The 16,758-nt window shown below is 41.2% G+C and carries 12 protein-coding genes; 7 read left to right on the top strand and 5 right to left on the bottom strand.

Annotated elements, in window-relative coordinates; genetic code table 11:
* Positions 1 to 582 precede the first annotated feature (582 nt).
* From ACX1DY_RS03065 to ACX1DY_RS03050, 4 genes are all read left to right on the top strand, one after another.
* Positions 583 to 1,584 (top strand): hypothetical protein, encoded by a 1,002-nt coding sequence (locus ACX1DY_RS03065; RefSeq protein ID WP_458962703.1) that lies wholly within the window; start codon positions 583 to 585, stop codon positions 1,582 to 1,584.
* Positions 1,585 to 1,983: 399 nt separating this feature from the next.
* Positions 1,984 to 2,316, top strand: coding sequence for a hypothetical protein (locus ACX1DY_RS03060; protein WP_458962702.1), 333 nt, complete (start codon positions 1,984 to 1,986; stop codon positions 2,314 to 2,316).
* A 236-nt stretch (positions 2,317 to 2,552) separates the two neighbouring features.
* Complete coding sequence (locus ACX1DY_RS03055) at positions 2,553 to 4,355, top strand: HNH endonuclease (RefSeq protein ID WP_458962701.1); 1,803 nt, start codon at positions 2,553 to 2,555, stop codon at positions 4,353 to 4,355.
* A gap of 650 nt (positions 4,356 to 5,005) precedes the next feature.
* The gene (locus tag ACX1DY_RS03050; RefSeq protein WP_458962700.1) at positions 5,006 to 5,410 is read left to right on the top strand and encodes a contact-dependent growth inhibition system immunity protein; all 405 of its coding nucleotides are present in this window, start codon (positions 5,006 to 5,008) and stop codon (positions 5,408 to 5,410) included.
* A 59-nt stretch (positions 5,411 to 5,469) separates the two neighbouring features.
* Here ACX1DY_RS03050 and ACX1DY_RS03045 read toward each other — a convergent pair whose 3' ends face one another.
* The 4 genes from ACX1DY_RS03045 to ACX1DY_RS03030 all read right to left on the bottom strand — a co-directional run bounded on the left by ACX1DY_RS03045 (position 5,470) and on the right by ACX1DY_RS03030 (position 9,372).
* Complete coding sequence (locus ACX1DY_RS03045; RefSeq protein ID WP_458962699.1) at positions 5,470 to 6,543, bottom strand: sensor histidine kinase; 1,074 nt, start codon at positions 6,541 to 6,543, stop codon at positions 5,470 to 5,472.
* Complete coding sequence (locus tag ACX1DY_RS03040; RefSeq protein ID WP_458962698.1) at positions 6,533 to 7,234, bottom strand: response regulator; 702 nt, start codon at positions 7,232 to 7,234, stop codon at positions 6,533 to 6,535. The genes ACX1DY_RS03045 and ACX1DY_RS03040 overlap by 11 nt, the downstream gene beginning before the upstream one ends.
* Positions 7,235 to 7,297: 63 nt before the next feature.
* Positions 7,298 to 8,098, bottom strand: a complete 801-nt coding sequence (locus tag ACX1DY_RS03035) for a CPBP family intramembrane glutamic endopeptidase (protein ID WP_458962697.1) — start codon at positions 8,096 to 8,098, stop codon at positions 7,298 to 7,300.
* A gap of 713 nt (positions 8,099 to 8,811) precedes the next feature.
* Positions 8,812 to 9,372 carry a class I SAM-dependent methyltransferase gene (locus tag ACX1DY_RS03030; protein ID WP_458962696.1) on the bottom strand — a complete coding sequence of 187 codons (561 nt, stop codon included), beginning with the start codon at positions 9,370 to 9,372 and terminating at the stop codon, positions 8,812 to 8,814.
* A gap of 408 nt (positions 9,373 to 9,780) precedes the next feature.
* Between ACX1DY_RS03030 and ACX1DY_RS03025 the strand changes: the two genes are divergently transcribed.
* Both ACX1DY_RS03025 and ACX1DY_RS03020 read left to right on the top strand, forming a co-directional pair.
* On the top strand, positions 9,781 to 11,337 hold the full coding sequence (locus ACX1DY_RS03025) for an ABC-F family ATP-binding cassette domain-containing protein (RefSeq protein ID WP_458962695.1): 1,557 nt from the start codon (positions 9,781 to 9,783) through the stop codon (positions 11,335 to 11,337).
* Positions 11,338 to 11,547: 210 nt separating this feature from the next.
* Complete coding sequence (locus tag ACX1DY_RS03020; RefSeq protein ID WP_458962694.1) at positions 11,548 to 12,669, top strand: PTS transporter subunit EIIC; 1,122 nt, start codon at positions 11,548 to 11,550, stop codon at positions 12,667 to 12,669.
* A gap of 80 nt (positions 12,670 to 12,749) precedes the next feature.
* On the opposite strand, the gene ACX1DY_RS03015 is transcribed toward ACX1DY_RS03020, so the two are convergent.
* The gene (locus tag ACX1DY_RS03015; protein ID WP_458962693.1) at positions 12,750 to 15,326 is read right to left on the bottom strand and encodes a glycosyl hydrolase; all 2,577 of its coding nucleotides are present in this window, start codon (positions 15,324 to 15,326) and stop codon (positions 12,750 to 12,752) included.
* 306 nt (positions 15,327 to 15,632) lie between these two features.
* Between ACX1DY_RS03015 and ACX1DY_RS03010 the strand changes: the two genes are divergently transcribed.
* The gene (locus ACX1DY_RS03010; RefSeq protein ID WP_458962692.1) at positions 15,633 to 16,751 is read left to right on the top strand and encodes a glycosyltransferase family 2 protein; all 1,119 of its coding nucleotides are present in this window, start codon (positions 15,633 to 15,635) and stop codon (positions 16,749 to 16,751) included.
* Positions 16,752 to 16,758: the final 7 nt, after the last annotated feature.

Here is a 16,758-nt window from a genome sequence, read left to right as displayed (position 1 = left end):
ATACAAGAACGTTATATGCAATTGAGGCAAGTACTTTAAAGGAGAACCCCTAAGAATTATCAAGAGATATTACCAATAATAAATCGATTAGAAGACAATAATAAATATATCACATTCTCTTGGCGGCAGTGGATTGTTATACTACTTAAATTAAATTAACTCAGTAAATGACTGGGATCTTGCTGTTGAATGTCCAAAGGATTAATTGTTGAAAGCAATCACTGGTTATAATTGGATAGAACAAAAAAGTGGGGACTTCCCGTTTAAGTGAATATCGAATAAGTATCAACTTTTTAAAGACGGATATCATTGGATACTTTGCTTTACAGACTGAAGATGGAATTCTTAATTTACCAGTCAGCAATTTTGATAAGTGGGATAAAATAAATATTTTTAGTCCTGAGATTTGGTATGTAACTTATTCATTAATGAATAGTAAGTCAAAAGCAAGCTTGCTTTAGGCGGACACCCTGCAAACCTAACCGTAGTCGCGGCCGACAGTTCTCCTTAAGGTTCTCTGGTTCGTGAATACTGAGACATTATAGGAAATCAGTGCAAATACTCATATGATTGGTGGATAATATGTCAGACAAATTATTAAATAGTTATTATCAGTATTTCAATAATGTTCTTAAACGAGAATCTTTCACTGACGAACAAATGGTTCAAAAAATGCAATCAAGATTTAACGATGAATTGGATATAAAGATTTCCAGTTGGGGAAGGACAAGTACGTATAAGTCATTGGAAATCAAAAAAAACGAGAAATTTGACTATGTTATTCCAATGCTCACTCCTAGCGAAATAATCTCTCAAAAAGCAACACTTGGACAAAAATTGCGAGAAGATTATCAATGGGTTTTACCGCCTTATATTCAAATGAGAATCATTTATGAAATGATTAAAAAAAAAGAACTAGATGACTTAGAAATTTTATATAACAGTACTTACAATACTGATTATTTTGCATCTCAGTTAACAAGCACGTATAGGGATGCGGATTTAATAAAAGGTTATATGTCATTGATTGAGGAATCAATTGAATGCTTTTTATTCAAAAAGTATGCTGGAGCAATCACGTTGCTACTAACAGTTGTTGAAGGAATTTCACGCGAGTTCTGTGATAGTGTTCAAGTGTCTTACAATAAGCAGGGTTCATCAAGTGCATTTTGTGGAGCAATAAAGTATCGGAAAGAACAATGGAAAGAAAATGTATTATTTAAGAAGGGAAATAAACAGATTATTTTGCCTAGCGATTACTATAATGACGAAGTTTTAATAAAAATTGATGAGGCTATGGATATGTTCGTTTCGTTTGAACGATATGGAGTTGATTATTTATATAAATCCAGTACAAACTATTCTTTAAATAGACACAGTATTTTACATGGTGTTAATAAAGACTATTATATCCCAATTAACTTTTATCGCTTGTTTTCCTGTCTTGAAATGCTTGTACTAGTTGTGTCAAATAAGTTCGTGGCAAAAGATATCGAAGACTATGAAATTACTTATAAACTCTTCAAGAGATTTAGTTTTATTGAAGATGCTAGAGCTATTCAGGAAGGCGCTGACATCCTATAACATAGTATTCACGCTTCAGGTCAGGTGATCCGGGCGGACACATCTGCACCGACTAACCGCATCGCAGCCACTCTGTTGGTACTTAAGTCGATGAGGCGTCGTGAATACAAGAGCGTATCAGAAAGTCAATTAAACCTTAGGGGATGAGAATTTGGAATTGACAGGATACAAGAGATGTCCTACATGTGAATTGATATTCAAAGAAAAAAAGCATTTTACAACAAATCTTAGTAATCCAGCTCCATGCTGTGGAGCTATTAATGAGTCTAGAGAGTACTGGCCAGCTATTGATGTTTTAATTCTAATCGACATAGTTAAGAAGCAGACATTAGATGATTACAAAGAAAGGTTGCAATAGTTTTCGTAAGTACATTACTTGAGATGCTATTAGAAGAAACCTTGAATAAATTAGTTAATCAACATGTAAAATCAAGTCAAGCAGCTGAAGTACTAATGGATTCGTTTCAAGGTAGACAAAAGAGAATTTCTTTATTTTATAAATTAAGTGGCGTGAAAGTAAAAGAAATACTTGAGCCTGCTGGATTCAATAGATTTCTAAGTGAATGGGAAATAATTGCTTCATTAAGAAATAAAGTAGTACATAGAGGTTTTTATGGGCAATCGGATATTGATATCGGCGCTACAATCACTAATTTATTGAATGATTGTATTGAAGTATTTGCTCTAATTAACAATGAAGTCACAAAGTTTAAAGTTAAAGTAGTTCAATGATGAACTGAATTTCTGATAACAAAATATTCACGCATCGGAGCCTAGCAGCTCCTGGGTCCGCGAAAAGCGATTAGTGTACATGCTATTACTTAGTATAAGGTGAATTGGTGTTTTATTAAGTGAATCTAGGAGGAGTCAGAGTTAAATATGGTTGAGTTATTAAGAAAATCATAGATGTACAAAAGTTCTTCCATATGTTTGGAATTCTTTGCTAATACGATGCGGCTTTTATTAGAATGAAGCAGCTAAAACAATATAAAATATTAATAGTTAAGAAAGGATTAACAAAAATGCATGAATCTTTCGATAAAAATAAATTTCTAGTTCGTGCAGCACTATTTATAGTATATGAAGGTAGGTGTTATTACGATGGGCTACCTATTAGATTTAAGGATATGCATATTGATCATATTATTCCAGAGTTTATTAATGATAAGGATCTAGAAAAAATAACGAAGGATTTCGAATTTACTGAAAATTTTAATGTTAACTCTTTATATAACTTAGTACCTTGTTCGCCTAATGCTAATTTATCCAAAAATAAAAATGTATATCCCCTGACTTATTTAGAAAAGCGTATTCTAGACAAGAGTATAAATAAGGTGCAAGAAATAAAAAATAAAATTGAACAATTAGCAAGTGAATATAAAGATGATAGGCAATTTATAAAATTATCTGCACGTTTGAGAGAATATGATACTAAAGAAAAGCTCGAAGAACTTTATAATCAACTAGCAAATGAAAAACCATTCGAAGTTGTAAGGGAAGTTCAACAAACATCTCATCAATATATATTTAAAAGAAGTCTTTCAAATGTTCATTTAATGGGCTTTCTCCCACAATATCCAGATATGAAAGGAAGTTGCCTGATCACGTTTAGTAATCTCCGTTTGAGAGATTGCATGGTTACGCTCAACCACTCTCAAATAATGAGTATACTATTTGAAGGAGCTAAAACAAAAATAGAGCACACAATAAGAAGTTACATTATACACTCAGATGTACTAAACCCGGATATTTATTATGTAGATCTAGCTAATGTAAGAATTCCTTTGGAAAGGAAGGAAGTTGAACAACTGATCGAAATTATCGATGATTACTATAATTTGTATATGGAAGAAGCCAGAAAGTTATATGAATTTTTTAGAATGGATCTTTTCAATAAATCTAATTATAAAAATAGACTAAAACTTTTTAAAGTTAATAAACAACTTTGGTTTTTATTGTTGAAATTTTGTAGAGAGTTTGATTATGATCGAGGAAATACTGAGTGGCATATTTTTGATGGTAGAGGCTCCATGATTAAAATCTATGATAAGTCAAAGGGAGAATTTCGCTTGTTTGTTCATGCGGAAGTCGAACGAAATGACTTTGTTATTTCTCATCAGGAGCAAGTTTGGTTAGTTTGGACAGATGAATTTTTCTGGAATAAACAAATATCGGATTTTGAGCAAAATCATTTTTGGTCACCTGAAAAAGCATATCGTTGGTTAATCAATGAATTGATACCATACGTTATCTATTTTTATTCTGAAAATAAAAACCGCTTATTTAGAAAAAAAATCACTTATGATGAATTTAGATATAACTTTCAAATTAGCAACTATGCATTTGAATTACCTTTTATAAGCAATGATGCTTTATTGGATAAAATTACTGTTCTACAATTATTCTACTCCACTTATAAAGACGACGTTTATCAAAGGAACGAATTAGAAAACTTATACAGTTGTTTGATTTTAATAATACAAAAAACCACTCTAGATCATAATGGGGTGAGAGATATATGCGATAAACTTGGAGTTAGAAATATAGAAACTACAGCTGATTTAATAAAAGCAATTAATAATCTTATAGTGAGTATAAATGATGAAAAAGTATATTCTGGATATTTCATTGATTTAATATTTAGAGGTATGGTTATAAGCTTAAGAGATTACAGAAATACTCTTTCTGCTGAAGATGAAAAAAAGATTGAGAAGAAATTGGAATTATATGCCATAAAAATGGAAAATGATCAGATTCGTCGAACCGTATGAGCAGAAATAACTATTATTTTAGGAGTTAATATGAGATTGAAAATGAATTTATTAGAGAATGCTAATGATTTTATAAATTTCCTCATTATTATTCTTTAACTATGCTCAAGGAGGTGGAAGTTACTGGAAGGTGCTTTATAAAGCATGTGCAGCACTAGAGTTAATGTCATAAGAAAAATTGAGAAGAGTTAACAATATTTTTTTTTGAAAATATAGATAGGCCTAAGAATACACTACCATTATCTTTAGCATAAGATAGAACAGTTAATATTGCAGTTACCCCCCTAGAAAGTAAAGATTATTATTAAGGGCTGAACTGTTTGGATTTGTAACCCCTTCTCATTTTAGATTTTTAGGTTCAGAATTACATTTTCATATTGAAGAGAGCTATTGGGAAGAAGAAGTAAGCCTAATGGAGTTCTTTAAAAATGATTTGTAACGTACATTAGTACTTCACCTAACTCAGTATTTACACTTTGAGCATTGCGCTCTCGGTCCATTGGAGGCATTTCTATGTAAGACTTTTACAACCCTGCACCGATTAAGTCTAACGACAAAGTCACGATTTGGCTTTTATATAAGAACAATAAATGCACGTTAACCTCATATAACTAAAATATGGATTCTATTGTGCGGAAGGGAGGTTCTATATGAATTTAAAGGATATTGATTTCAACAAGTGTCTGGATGAACTTGAGCAAATAGATTGGGGGGAGGCCCCAGCTCATTCAACAGGTCTAATAATTAAGGCTCATGAATTAAGAAAGCTACCCTTACAATATTGGACTAATGAAGATTTCAGACTCATGATCCTCCAGCAAATTTCACTAGAATATTTAGTGCCAATCGCACTTTATAGACTTGCCAATAATCCATTTAATTCAGGGGAATTATTTGTAGGTGACCTACTATATACAATTGTTAGAATTGAGGAGGACTTTTGGAAGCAACATGTTAAATTACACTATGAATTAGATTGCATAATAGATTCATTAAAGGCTGATATAGAAACATTGTCCGAAATTCTAAGCCAATACAAGTACAGCTATGATTAGGTAATGGGGGATGTCTAGTTTGGTCAACCTTAGAAATCCCTCTCTCTATTGCAGCACACTCATACCCCAAACCTAACCTCAAAAGCAGTCCTACCATCCCAATTACTCACCGTAACCGTACCGCCATGCATCTCAATAATGCTCTTTACAATAGCAAGCCCTAGTCCTGATCCATTGGTCTGTTCAAGGCGGGATTTATCGGCTTTATAGAATCGTTCAAATACAAAGGGCAAATCCCCATCTGGTATCGGCTCCCCATAGTTAATAATTCGTATGAGCGCTTCATTGTTGGCTTTACTTAGCTCTATATCAAGGTATTTCCCTTCACTGCCATACTTGATGGCGTTGCTAATCAGGTTGTCAAATACCCGGACCAATAGCAGCGGGTCTGCGTTCATCATAATTTTTTCATTGCTGAAAAATAGTCTGTACTCCATTTCTGCCTCACTTAATGCAGGGATGAATCCAAGGATTACTTGCTCCACAAGTTCTCCCAGATTCAGCATGTGCTTATTGATGGTTAATTCCGAATTCGTCAGCTTTGAATATTCAAAAAGATTGTCAATTAGAACTTTGAGTTCATTGCACTTTTGGAAGGTTATACCGGCATAGTGCTTCAAGTTTTCTTCATCCGTGTATTTTAGGTTCGCAATCAATTCCATATACCCAAGGATAGAGGTCAAGGGTGTTCTTAGGTCATGCGATAAATTTGTAATCAAATCGTTTTTGGTTTTTTCCCAGCTTTTTTCTTCCTCCATCAAAATTTTTAATTTATAAACCATGCTATTGACGGTGGTGGCCAATTTTCCGAGCTCGTCGGAGCTTTTTACCGGAATGTTGACTTCCAAATCGCCTTTCGAGATGGTTTCCAGTGTTTTCGTTATATCTTCGAGATATACGATGCTTTTTCTGGTCATCAGCAGAAGAAATCCAATCATCAGCAAGACAAGAATGACGAACAGTATCAGGGAAAATACAATATAATTTTGCATGAAAAATACCGCGAAGGGGTGGTTTTCGGACGCCTTGATTAAGGCAGTGAATATTAAAAACATACATAAACCGGTCAAAGCCGCGCTGGTAAAAAAGATCAGGATCAACTTGTAGCGTATGGTGCCCAGTTTATTTTTCAATTTTGTAGCCAACTCCCCACACGGTTTCGATGATCTCAGGTTTTTTTGGTAGCTTCTCTACCTTTTCTCGTAATCTCCAAATATGAACCATGATTGTATTGTTAGATTCAAAATATTTTTCTTTCCACACCGCTTCAAAAATTTGTTCTGCACTAAAAACAGTGCCGGGACTACTAGCGAGCAATAACAGTATTTCATATTCGGTTGGAGTTAAATTGATCTCACCGTGGTCAGTGGAGACGGAATGATTATTTTTATTGATCACTAGACCCTTGATATGAATGACGTTATCCTCATTCTTTTGTTGATTGGGTACATTTAAAATGATATAACGTCTTAACTGTGATTTGATCCGTGCAATAAGCTCCATTGGATTAAAAGGTTTGGATAAATAATCATCCGCACCAAGCCCAAGCCCGAGAATCTTGTCCATATCCTGCGACTTGGCGCTTAGCATAATAATGGGCAGGTTCATGGTCTGCCTTATCCTTCTGCAGGTCTCCATTCCATCTATTCCCGGCATCATAATATCGAGCACAACCAGATCTATCTTCTGATGGTTCAGAATGTCCAAACCCTCAGTTCCATTAAATGCTGTAAATACCCGATACCCTTCATTGACAAGATAAATCTCAATTAACTCAACAATTTCCTGTTCATCATCAATAATTAGAATACTATATTGCTCCATAGTAGATCCCTCACAACTAACACTCTGTAATATGACTATTATAGCGGCAGGTATAAATTAACTCTATCCATTAGATCCGTGATCTGCAGAAGGTGTTGCTTTGCGGAGGATAACAAGTCCATAAATAAATAAGGGCAGAAATATTAGAATTGAGATTACGGAGTTACTGACGGTCATAGTAAGATAAGTTTTGTGCTCTTGAAGACTACCAAAGATATCAAATACACCATGAGCAAGCATTGCTGGAAATATGCTCTTGTTCCTGATCATACAGGCCGCAAAAAACACACCGATAAATATTCCATAAGTCATTTGTGTAAGGGTAGCAAGTAATGAAGAATGATGAAGAAAATAATGGATGATATGCGCGGAACCAAACAATACACTGGATATTATCACCGCAGCATAACATCCTCTTCGGGTTGCCCCCCATTTACGCAGCATTACAGACAATACAGCACCGCGGCATAGTACCTCTTCAAATAATCCCGTAGACAGATAAGTTAAGATGAACAATACAATTATGACTGGTCTTGAGGTATTTATAACAATATTGCCAAATATAAAATCTGCCCCATTAAGTAGCGTGTACATGACTATAGGCCAGTAAATCCACAATCCCTTCCAGTTCGGACGGGTAAATCCTGCGCTTTTCAATAACCCCCACCGCTTCAGAACCCATATCAAAGCAAAACTAACTAGTACCTGCTCAATTATACCTGTTGCATATTCACTAGATTGCTGGCCTAACAAAGACACCAACAAAGGATCTAAAGGTATGAACGTAAAGGCAACTGACACAACAATCAAAATAATAGAAAACATTACAGGCCGACCAAAAGCATAAGTTTTTAACTTTTCCATCTAAAGCTCCCCTTTGTAATAAAACTGGACACGACTCCATAAGTGTAGGCGAAAATATCCGCTGCGATTTAACTAATTACTTAAGGAATTCTAACGGAAATCTTAAGATTGGAAGGGGGAGAACGCGAAAGAGTAGTAGTTTCTTTTTTATGGTAAAATTAGAGAATGAATGCTTAATGGCATCACTAAATTGGAAAGGATGAGAAAGTGCAAATTGATAATGGAAAATTCATAAATGTCGGAGATCATAAGTTATTTTGCATAATCGAAGGGGAAAATGAAAGTAATCGTGTATGACCGTGCGGGTTATGGATGGAGTGAATTGGGACCGTTTCCACGGACCAATGAGCGGTGTATATCAGAGTTATATGAGGAATAATCCTTGTTGATTCAATGCATGAAGATGAAATGACTACGCGCTTCCCGGAAGAACATATTAAAGGACAACTAGTTGCGGTTAAGTACTTTTGGTTTTTAAATGTGCTATCTAAAATTGGCATACTAAAGATAATGTCAATTCTAAAAATATTTCCTGGTTTCAAAAAAACCATTAGACCATTTTCACAGCAAACTGTTCAGGAAGGATACAGTACATACACATCGAGAACCCGCAGGTTGTTATTGATTCAATAGTTGAAATACTCAGAAAAACAAAAAAATAACCCGATCCAGTAAAGCGAACACTATAGCAGATCAGGTTAAACCATATTGTTTCATCCTTTTTTACGGCAAACGTAAACGAAAGCAGGAGGGATATTAAAGGGCACGAAATCTATTTTATCAATAATAAAATATTCAGAGAGCTGTTTCTTCATTTGAAGTGAATATTGAAATGCGATAAACAATCCTTCAGGTTTGAGCGATTGATAGATCTGTTCGACCAAGGTATCTCTGAGTTCACGTTCAAAATTAAAAAAAGGCAGTCCGCTAAAAATACAGTCCAACTGAGCAATGTGCAGAGCTTTCATTGTTTCTACTAAGTGTGCAGCATTGGGATGGCAGGAGAAGTCCGGGTATTCTGTCTTCAGATTATTCCTCATGGTCTCATCCATTTCAAATAATAGTACATCCGTTGTTTTGTTCACCTTAGTACTGATTGCACGGGTGATCGCCCCTGTACCCGATCCAAGCTCAGCAATTGCCTTAACCTCATGCCATGGCGCTTGATTAACCATGTTATTTGCCAGGAACCGGGAGCTGGGTGTAACACTGCCTACTCGTTTCGGATTGTGAATAAAACTTCGCAAAAATAAAAGATTTTTATTTATACTCAACTGATATTCCTCCATTATTGTTGGGATAAATGATGAGATAACCATACTGATTGACTTCGTATGATTGTCTAATCGTAACGAAAAAATCTGAGGAATTAGTGGGGGTATTTCTAAAGAAATTCTGAAGACTATCGGCAAGACAAAGAAGCCCACAGCAACAGCCCTGGTTGGTATACCTTACGGGCAGCGTCACTATGAGCTATACTGGGGGACTTGTACTTGTTCATCTTATTGCTTCAAGCGAAGCACATTCAGTCAATTTTATAGTCTTCCTGCCCGAACAATATCTGCCAATACATGCTGCTAAATGAATAACCTCCTCATTTTTTTAAAACCTGTCTGGAGTTGTGGCGCGTTAGCCTTTATAATATGACGAGTATACTGTATAAAGGAAAAGGTGTTAAATTCATGAGCATATTAAATGTAGAACGGCTGAGTCACGGGTTTGGAGACCGTGCGATTTTCAGCGATGTATCCTTCCGTCTTTTGAAGGGCGAGCATATTGGTCTGATCGGCGCCAACGGTGAAGGTAAGTCTACCTTCATGAACATCATCACAGGCAAGCTCCAGCCGGACGAAGGTAAAGTCGAATGGGCGAAACGCATGCGGGCCGGCTATCTGGACCAGCACGCGGTGCTGACGAAGGGGCAATCGATTCGCGATGTTCTGCGCGGGGCCTTTCAATATCTGTTCGATATGGAACAAGAGATGAACGACATGTACGGCAAAATGGGCGACGTGTCCCCTGAGGAACTGGAACAGCTGCTTGAGGATGTCGGAACGATTCAGGACACACTGACGAGCCAGGATTTTTATATGATCGACGCCAAAATCGACGAAACCGCCCGCGGGCTGGGACTGACGGACATCGGTCTGGATAAGGACGTGCATGATCTCAGCGGCGGACAGCGGACCAAGGTGCTGCTGGCGAAACTGCTGCTGGAGAAGCCGGACATTCTGCTGCTTGACGAGCCTACGAACTATCTCGACGAGCAACACATCGTATGGCTGAAGCGGTATTTGCAGGAATACGAAAATGCCTTCATTCTGATCTCGCATGACATTCCGTTCCTGAACAGCGTCATCAACCTGATCTACCATATGGAAAATCAGTCGCTGACGCGTTATGTGGGGGATTATGACTATTTCCAGCAGGTGTACGAGGCGAAAAAGCTGCAGCTTGAATCCGCCTTTAAACGCCAGCAGCAGGAAATTGCAGATCTCAAGGACTTCGTTGCCCGGAACAAGGCCAGCGTGGCTACGCGCAATATGGCGATGTCCCGGCAGAAGAAGCTGGATAAGATGGAGGTTATCGAACTCGCGAGGGAAAAACCGAAGCCGCAGTTCAACTTCAAGGACGCGCGCACGTCCGGCAAGCTGATTTTCGAAACCAAGGACCTCGTGATCGGCTACGATTCACCGTTGTCGAGACCTCTGAACCTGCAAATGGAGCGTGGGCAAAAAATCGCGCTCGTCGGCGCGAACGGAATCGGGAAAACAACGCTACTACGCAGCATTCTCGGCCAAATCCCGGCAATTTCCGGGTCGGCCAGACTTGGCGATCTGCTGGAAATCGGTTATTTCGAGCAGGAAATCAAGGGAACGAACTACAATACGTGTATTGAAGAGATCTGGACCGAGTTCCCGTCCTTTACCCAGTTTGAAATCCGGGCAGCGTTGGCCAAGTGCGGTCTGACAACACAGCATATCGAGAGCAAGGTCGCAGTCTTAAGCGGCGGCGAGAAAGCCAAGGTCCGTTTGTGCAAGCTGATCAACCGCGAGACGAATTTGCTTGTACTGGACGAACCGACGAACCATCTTGATGTGGATGCAAAGGACGAACTGCAGCGCGCGCTCAAAGCGTATAAGGGCAGCATTTTGCTGATTTCCCATGAGCCTGAATTTTACCGCGATATCGTGACAGAAACGTGGAACTGCGAATCGTGGACGACAAAAGTGTTTTAATCGGCCTGCAATAATGCTGGTCTGAACGGTGACCCGTAAGCTGGATGCTTTGAAAAAAGTGCCCCGCTTACGGGTCATTTTTCTTGCTGCTCCGCATGAAATGCACTAATTGTTGGGGTCCCCACGCGCTGGCTGCTATGCTATAGTAGACGTCGATAGATAGGCCGAAATCAAGTACCGGCTATAAAGTGAAGCATGCAGGGGGAGCATATGGAGGTACATAATCAGGTAACATCTGTGAAGCAGTCCAAGAGGAGCGTCGTCAATATCATTATTGACGGCATCTCCGGAATTTTTCTTCCGATTGTCAATATTCTTAGTGCGGCGGGCATCATGAAAGGGTTATTGGCTGGTGCGGTGGCACTGGAGATGATCAGCAAAACGGAAGATACGTATACTGTACTGAACGCGATGGCGGACAGTCTGTTCTACTATCTTCCTATTCTTCTGGCTTATACAGCAGCCCGTAAATTTAAAGCTAATCCATTTACTGCCGTCGTGATCGCCGGGGTGTTGCTATACCCAAGTCTGACCACGATATTTGCAGGCCCAGAGAGCATCCGGTTTCTCGGTATGGGCATTACTTCCGTCAACTATCCGGCGAGTGCGATTCCCATCATTCTTGCAGTAGGTTTGCTAGTCTATGTCGAACGAATCTGCATAAAAGTGTTGCCCGAAATCATTCGTGAGTTCTTTACCCCGTTGATCTCAATTGTCGTCGTATCATCTGTGACGCTGCTGGTATTCGGTCCGCTAGGTACACTTGCCGGGGATGCGCTCGCTCGGGGTTACCGCTTGGTGTATACGCTTAGTCCGGTAGGCGCGGGAGTGGTTCTGGGCGCTATCATCCAGCCGATGGTCATCTTCGGTCTGCACTGGAGTCTGGTGCCGCTGGCGATCAACAATATCACCCTGAACGGTTCGGATACCCTCTTGGCACTAATGGGACCGGCCGCTTTCGCGCAGGCGGGGGCAGCGCTGGCGGTCTTCATCAAAGCTAAAGACAAGAAGTTCAAAACCTTGAGCTTGTCCGCCTCCATTTCGGCCCTCTTCGGAGTCACCGAGCCCGCGATGTTCGGTGTGAACCTGCCCTTGCGCAAGCCGATGATTGCCGTCTGCTTCGCCGGAGGCATCGGCGGCGGAATGGTCGGGATGTTCGGCTCGTCCGCGATCTCTTTCGCTTTTCCGGGACTGGCGACTTTGCCTGCTTACCTGGGGGACGGGTTCGGCGGCTTTCTGATCGCTTGCGGAGCTGGCTTCCTGATCGCTCTGATTGCGACGCTGCTCATGCGGCTGGAGCCTGAACCTGGAGTGGACACTAGCACTAAGTAAAGGTAAGAAGAGTGGAGGCATTGAATCAAAAGGGTTGGAGCAGGGGAGAACCCCCGATCCAACCCTTTATTTTTACCTCCTTACGGCTCAATCCCCCATACAAGCTGACCGTTCATATACCCGGTAACCTGTTCATTGTTTGCGAACTGACTGCCGGATGCCTTGAACGAGTAATCGTCAGCCTGATTGTAATTGGACCAGTTGTTTTTGGAGAAACGTGCTTGAATTTCTGCGCTCTGGCCGGGATTAAGCGTTCCAGCCGAGCTCGTAAAGCCAACTTCCAGATAATAATCGGCCCCGGCAACCGGAGCCGCCAGTTTAACGAATGTGCTGGTTACATTCGCCCCCCCGATACTGGCCCAGTCGGACCAGAAGCTCTGTGCATTGTCCCCGTCAATCGTATAGTAATACCGGAGCTTGACATCGCTTAGCTGAATCGCCGAATTTCCGGTGTTGAGGACTTTGAATTTGGGTGAAATTCCGTTGGTGGAGGCACTCGTGTTGCCGTTAAAGGCTTGGATCGTCAAGTTCCCTGCAGGTACAGGAACACTGCTGTCCGCCACATTTACTGCAAGATCAGCATTATTTCCTGCGCTGAAATGAAAGGTTATTGTGTTCTGGCCCAGCGGCAGAGTCGAAAGATAGGATTTCTTCAGAACGACAGATGTGCCTGATGCCGTATAATCCTGGCCCGATACAAGAGTATAATTTCCGTTCGTTATGCTTGCAAGCTGGTGTCCGTTTAAGGCAAGGGATACGGAAATATCCTGCTGCAGATTCGCCGCTTTATCAAATGTCGCATTCACAGGCGAAATCGTTGCGCTCGGAGTTGAATCGACAATTTTGACTTTTAATACGGGATCTTGTCCTTGATTAAAATCAAAGACGATTGAATGCTCGCCAACCGGCAGCCCGGCCAGGAATTCTTTTTTCAGCAGCAGTGTATTTCCGCTTAGGGTATAATCCTGATTTACTGTTAATGCATTTGCGCCTTCCTGGAGAGCGGTTAACGTATTGCCGTTAGCATTCACGGTTACGGTCTTGTCGCTTTGATTAGGTGCATATTTGTCAAATTCGACGCTTACAGGTGTGATGGACGCGCTTGGGTTTGGATTTGTAACTGTTAAATCGGGCAGCTCATCCAGCGTGATTACATAATTACTCTGATAAATCGTTTTCAGGGTGGCCGGATAATTAAAGGCGGTGCTCATGAGATGCTCGCCATACCAGGGCAGAAAATAGAGCCAGCCCGATTTTTCCTCTGTCAGATTCTGTACGCTTGGAACGGTGTCGTTCTCCGTCATGGCCACCATTTTCTTGCCGCCGGTTAAATCAACAAGCTTATAGAAAATCGAGGTAATGGCATCCTCATTGGGTACGCCGGACAAACCGTCATAGCGGTTGTAAATCGTATTGTATTTATCATAGCCGACAATATCCACCTGAGAGTCGCCGGGATACCATGCAGGAGAAGTGCTATACACGTAGCTGTTATAGGTCCAGATCAAGTTATGCAAGCCGTACGTTGTCGTAAGTTCGGTATAGAGCTGATCCCATAGCTTCTTGTACACATCCGCGCCTGCCGAAGCCCACCAGAACCACGCGCCTTCCCCCTTCAACCCGCCGTTGCCCTCCGCCTCATGATAGGGACGGAAAATTACCGGCACGTTGTTATTTTGCAGAATCTGCAGTTGTTTCGCCAAATCCTTAATGGCCGACTTCACGTATTGATATTCTTTTGTACCGGGAACCACCGCATTCGCTGTATTAAAATTGGTTTCCGTTGGCTTGTAGGTGGCCTCCTTCCAATCCACAGGCTGCCCGAGCTGATACGCGGTGAAATTCCGGGGCACGGTGATATGCCAGGAAGTTGTCGCAATCCCGCCCCGGTTATTCACCCAGTCGATCATCCGGTTGGTTGTACCGTCCTCCCAGCCGTAGAGCGGATTATAGTTCATAAGGTCGAAGCCGCGGATTGCCGGATATTTTCCCGTTAAATTATGAATCCAATCAAACTCTAGTTCAGAATTACCATCATTTCCGCCCCCGTAAATTTCCTGCTGGCCGGAGATGATATGCTTGCCGTACACCTCCGTTAAATAATTCATCAACAGCTGAGTTTCCGGTGTGGCTTGAGAATCCGTGAGGACAGGCTGGACAATCAAGGGATCAAGAGCGGCATAATCCACAGTGAAGGTGTCAAAATAAGCGAACCCCCAACCGGCCTTCAGCTCGATGGTGTTGCTTCCTTGGTTCAGCTTATGAAAGCCAAAATCGAAATTCGACCACGTGGTCGTGTAGGGCAGCATATACGAACCCTTGGTAACGCCGTTCACTGCTAAATATTGAAGCCTGCCGTCAGGACTGAGCTCCTGCATATACTGGGTGGAGATCTTATACATGCCGGTTTTCGGGACAGTCACTGTGAAGGTTATTGTGCCGGAATTTTGCATCCAGACAAATCCGCTCCCGGAATATCCGGGCTTAGGTTGTCCGTAAATTTGAGTCGCCACTTGAAGATCTGAGGTGAGCTGAGCGTTTTCGCTCTCAATGGTGAAAAGCGCGGTGTCTGCATGAGCGGGCGCTGTCATCAATAATCCAAGCAGCAGAGAAAATGCCAGCAACATTGCGCTTGCCTTTTTAAGCAAACTTTTCATTTTCATCTTCCTTTCGATATGAAATTTGATGAATAAGTTATCAATCTACCGAATCATGATGGCGCTTTCATAGTTAACATAGCACATGTATCAAAATATGTAAATATATGGTGAATGAAAAATTTTGGACTCTTTTTGTATAAGTTATTGCCCTTGCTCATTCTGGACACAACGTGAAAAAACACAAAAAGCACGCAAATTGTTAAAAAAGCACAAAAAATCTTCATAACTCTTTTATACTTTCGCGCAAACATTTTTAAGGCTTGATTTGCATAATGAAGGTAGAAAAATATGGAGGAAACTATTGTGGGAGATATTGTTATTTTTACGGACAGGTCAAGGAACATTGATTTTGCAGAAATATTTCAATTCCAATCCATAGTTTTTATGGAGGAGCCTTACGCGTCAGAGTCTTTTTCTTCTGTGCTTTGCGGTATTGTCGATTATGCTCAGCCCGAACAGGCCATTGCGGCCTCCAATTGCATCCGTGTTACGCTGCCGCAGCTTCCCCTGCTCGTCATTACCGATATGCGGGCTGTCATGAATGACAGCCACCTCATCCGCATCCGGGGAGTGGGGAGGACCAGTCTGCTGCATTGGAAGGAGAATTCCAGGGACAGGCTGCTGGCGGAAATCAAAAGGCTCCTTTACCCGGAGTATCCTTTAGAAACTCCGCATATCGCTTTTATTCTGTCCGTATATAACGAGGAACAGCGCTTTAAGCATGTACGCCGTTTTTGTGAACGTCTGCAAACGTATATCCGGCTGCATTTGGTTGAAGGGTCTATTTATTTAATCGACGACGGCAGCGAGGACGGGACTGCAGATCTGCTGGAGGGGATGGAGCAGCAGACAAGTCTGGCCGACAACCGGATTAACGGAAATGTCATTCCGCTGATGAACACCCGGAAATTGGGGAGGAACACCCATAAAGCCGGTACATATCTTGAAGGCATGCGCGCGATTGAAGCGGATTATTACGTGTTTGTGGACGCAGACGATTCTTTTTTTATCGAGGATATTGCCCGGATGATCAATATTGTCAAGCTGGGCTATTATGACATCATTATCGGCACCAAAGACAGCTCGGCTCAAAACCGTCCACTTTTGCGGTTTTGGATGAGCCTGGGCAAGCGGCTTGTGTCCAAGCCCTTTTTGCCGGAAGGGGTCATTGACTCGCAGACCGGGCTGAAGGTGATCAGTGCAGTGGCTGTGAGGCAGATGTTTCCCCATTTAAAAGAAAAACTCGGACTTGCTGTCGATCTGGAAATGATGTTTATCGCCAAAAAGCTCAAGCTCCGCGTGTTCCAGCTGCCTGTTGCCTGCATTGACCGCGACGGTTCGCATATTGATGTCTGGAGAGACTCGTTCGGCTTTGTGCGCTCTCTTGTGAACATTTGGCGGCTTGACCGGCGAATCAGGTAGGCCGGGA

Source organism: Paenibacillus sp. BAC0078 (genome assembly GCF_054483875.1).
The sequence above is the reverse complement of the archived record's forward strand: the minus strand, read 5'-3'. Positions and strand labels throughout refer to the sequence as shown.

Coding starts and splice junctions, on each gene's coding strand:
- ACX1DY_RS03050 (WP_458962700.1), top strand. CDS start 5,006: ATGAATTTAAAGGATATTGATTTCAACAAGTGTCTGGATGAACTTGAG.
- ACX1DY_RS03055 (WP_458962701.1), top strand. CDS start 2,553: ATGAAGCAGCTAAAACAATATAAAATATTAATAGTTAAGAAAGGATTA.
- ACX1DY_RS03025 (WP_458962695.1), top strand. CDS start 9,781: ATGAGCATATTAAATGTAGAACGGCTGAGTCACGGGTTTGGAGACCGT.
- ACX1DY_RS03035 (WP_458962697.1), bottom strand. CDS start 8,098: ATGGAAAAGTTAAAAACTTATGCTTTTGGTCGGCCTGTAATGTTTTCT.
- ACX1DY_RS03040 (WP_458962698.1), bottom strand. CDS start 7,234: ATGGAGCAATATAGTATTCTAATTATTGATGATGAACAGGAAATTGTT.
- ACX1DY_RS03065 (WP_458962703.1), top strand. CDS start 583: ATGTCAGACAAATTATTAAATAGTTATTATCAGTATTTCAATAATGTT.
- ACX1DY_RS03020 (WP_458962694.1), top strand. CDS start 11,548: ATGGAGGTACATAATCAGGTAACATCTGTGAAGCAGTCCAAGAGGAGC.
- ACX1DY_RS03015 (WP_458962693.1), bottom strand. CDS start 15,326: ATGAAAAGTTTGCTTAAAAAGGCAAGCGCAATGTTGCTGGCATTTTCT.